This window comes from Robertmurraya siralis, from assembly GCF_005502275.1.
Classification (GTDB): domain Bacteria; phylum Bacillota; class Bacilli; order Bacillales; family Cytobacillaceae; genus Robertmurraya; species Robertmurraya siralis.
Genome location: NZ_SWLZ01000048.1, coordinates 1 through 3,147, shown reverse-complemented (window position 1 = coordinate 3,147; position 3,147 = coordinate 1). Strand labels below are relative to the sequence as shown.

2 protein-coding genes are annotated in these 3,147 nt (G+C 35.2%); one reads left to right on the top strand and one right to left on the bottom strand.

The features are described from left to right. Positions 1–309: 309 nt before the first annotated feature. Positions 310–1,734, bottom strand: a complete 1,425-nt coding sequence (locus FCJ93_RS24520; protein WP_170211411.1) for an ATP-binding protein — start codon at positions 1,732–1,734, stop codon at positions 310–312. A gap of 390 nt (positions 1,735–2,124) precedes the next feature. Between FCJ93_RS24520 and FCJ93_RS24515 the strand changes: the two genes are divergently transcribed. Beyond that, positions 2,125–2,892 carry a divergent polysaccharide deacetylase family protein gene (locus tag FCJ93_RS24515; RefSeq protein WP_095309538.1) on the top strand — a complete coding sequence of 256 codons (768 nt, stop codon included), beginning with the start codon at positions 2,125–2,127 and terminating at the stop codon, positions 2,890–2,892. The last annotated feature ends 255 nt before the right edge of the window (positions 2,893–3,147 follow it).

The window sequence follows — 3,147 nt, the reverse complement described above, 5'->3', positions numbered from 1 at the left end:
TGAGTGAGATAAAGTGGTCGGGAAACCAACTTTATCCTACCATGAAGTGAGGTTTTTTTGTTACCACGCTTTAAGCTCTCTGGAACCCCCGGCATAGCCAGGGGTTTTCTAAACCATTAAAAAAAGGCCTAACTTCTCCAAAAAGAAGTTAGGCCATGGTTAAGACAACAAATTGTTTCTTCCATTTACCGAACAATACGTTATTATTTTATAAATTTAACAATAAATTATAAACATTCTAATGACAGCTAGACATTAGACACTAATATTCTACCATCTTTTATGCAACTGAGCAAATAGTTGTACTATTTAATGATAGCAGGGAAAAGTCACTTCGATTCGCGTGCCTTCGCTGCTGCTAAAAATATGGAGATTGCCCTTATGCTCTTTAATAATTTGCCTGCTGACAATCATTCCTAGACCTGTTCCATTTTCCTTCGTGGTAAAAAACGGTTCTCCAATTCGAGCATGTACTTCTGGAGGAATTCCTCCCCCCTCATCTACAATTCTAATACATACCTTTTCGCCACATTGAATGCCTTCAATTAATAATTTTCCGCCGTGTGGCATTGCTTCGATTGCATTTTTTATATAATTAACAAATACTTGCTTTAATTGATTTTCATCACCTGAAATATGGATATTTGAAAATAGAAGATTCTGTTCAACCTCTATGCTGTTCAACAATGCTTGCGATTCCATCAACGTTAAAACCTTTTTTATGACCGAATCAATACATAAACGTTCATATTTTAAATCCGAAGGTTTTGCCAGAACCATCAATTCCCTTAAAATTACTTCAATTCTCTCGATTTCTGATTCGATAATTGAAAAATAGGAACTTGGCTTCTCTTGTTCAACTCTGATTAATTTTAAAAATCCCTTTATTGCTGTAATTGGATTTCTAATTTCATGGGCAATTCCTGCTGCTAGCTGTCCGGCAACAGCTTGTTTCTCCGAAATTTTCGTTAATTTTTTATATTCACTTATATCTTTAATAATTAAGTGAAATGCCCGTTCTCCGTTAAAAATTGTGGGCAGAACTTTTATTTCCACATCTAATAATTGTCTATCCATTGTCAGCATTCTCTGCTCAAATAGATCCGGTATACCCCCATCTTCTATTAGAACAAGTTTTTTATAGAAATTTTCTATTGAATCTGGATCTAAAAGCAAGTGGAAGCTCTCACCGACTAATTGTTTCTTATATCTTGCACCTATCATTGAAAGAGCAACATTGCTTACATCAACTATCGTTCTTCCTTTTACAATAACAATAGATTCCGGAGAATGCTCCATAATCGTACTATAATTCTTATTTTGTTGGACGACTAAATCTTGCGCCTCTCTAAAAACAACATATGTACCAATGACAGTTTTATTTTGCAAAATAGGAAAACAGGTAACATCAATATCAATAAACTCTTTGTTCCGTTTCATTATTTGCACATAAAAACTGGTTAACTTTTCTCGATCATCTCTGAGAAAATACGTCTGCGTTAAATTTAACTCCGTATAGGAGCAGACATCTTTCAGTTCCAATTGCAGCATTTCTTGTTTTGAATATCCTAAAAAGGTTTGACAAGCATTATTCGTATAAACAATTTCACCTGACATATTAATGATAAAGTATGGATCCGAATCCTCTGAGAAAATGGAGAAATCACTGTCGGTATTCATACTGATAAATTGAGCCAATGAATCTTTATACATTTGTGAAATTCCATTCCTCATTAAATCCATCCTTTCAATTATCCAACTCTAAAAATATCTCGACGATCGTATAGCAGAATAAATAAAAAAAACCAAAATAAAGGTAGCAGGTAACTACCTCTTATTTTGGCTTAATTCCTTGCATTCATATTCTAAGGAAACATTACCTCTATCATCAAAATCGCACATTGCCACATAAATAGATTAGAGCATTAACCCTATATCCAATACTATCATATACTTTATTTTTTGAATTTACAATCATCTCTTGAAATTATTAAGGCAGTTCTATTAGAAAATAGCAGTTCAATACCGTCTTTTATCAAAACACCACTTTCCTTGGATGAAAGGTTATCATTTGCGAAATCTTATAAAAGACACTTTAATCAAAATTTAAGGAAGTGACGAAGGATGCGGATCATTGTATTAATTCCATTCTTAATTTTTTATGCATTAACTGGAATTACTCAAGCGACACCGGGGGAACAGCAGAAAAAAGAATTGGCCATTGTGATTGATGATTTTGGCAATAATATGGAAGGCTCAAAAGAAATGCTTGAACTCCCCGTCCCATTGACAGTTGCAATTATGCCCTTTTTATCAACAACAGAAAAAGATGCAAAGCTCGCACATGAAAAAGGGCATGAAGTGATCATTCACTTGCCAATGGAACCGAAGAAAGGAAAGAAAAGCTGGCTTGGTCCTGGTGCCATTACAACAGATTTGAGTGATGAAGAAATCAGGAAAAGAGTCGAAGAAGCAATTAAGGATGTTCCTTTTGCAGTTGGTATGAACCACCATATGGGATCAAAAGCAACTGAAGATGAAAGAGTCATGCGGATCATTCTTGAGGTATGCAAAGAAAACAATCTTTACTACCTTGATAGCAAAACAGCAGAAAAAAGCGTTATCCCGAAAATCGCCGAAGAATTATCTGTGCCTTATCTTGAAAACGATATGTTCTTTGATCATATCTATTCAGAAAGACATATATATCGTCAAGCTTCAAAATTAGTCGAGAGGCTTGATCATCGTGCACAATTAATTGCAATCGGACATGTTGGCGTTACCGGAGAACGGGTCGTAAGCGCGCTTAAAACGTATTTACCAGAATACGAAAGACAAGCGGAAATCGTCCCTTTATCAGCATTGCTTCCGCCCACTATTCCTTCACTATGAGCGACAAAAAAATTTTTTGGGGGCACAATCTTCGAATTGTTCTATTCGTGCTCATTGCAGTACATTCTTTCAAGCCAAGAGCAACAGCTCTGTTACCTTATGTTTGTTAAAACTAGACGACTTATTGAAAGCGTTAAAAAGGAGCTGGGACATAACTAGCTTCAAATAATGAGAAAGGTGAATTTGAGGGTACTCAAATTCACCTTTCTCTATTTTTGTGTGTTCATTTTTCTATTACCTTAGTTAATGGCCGTG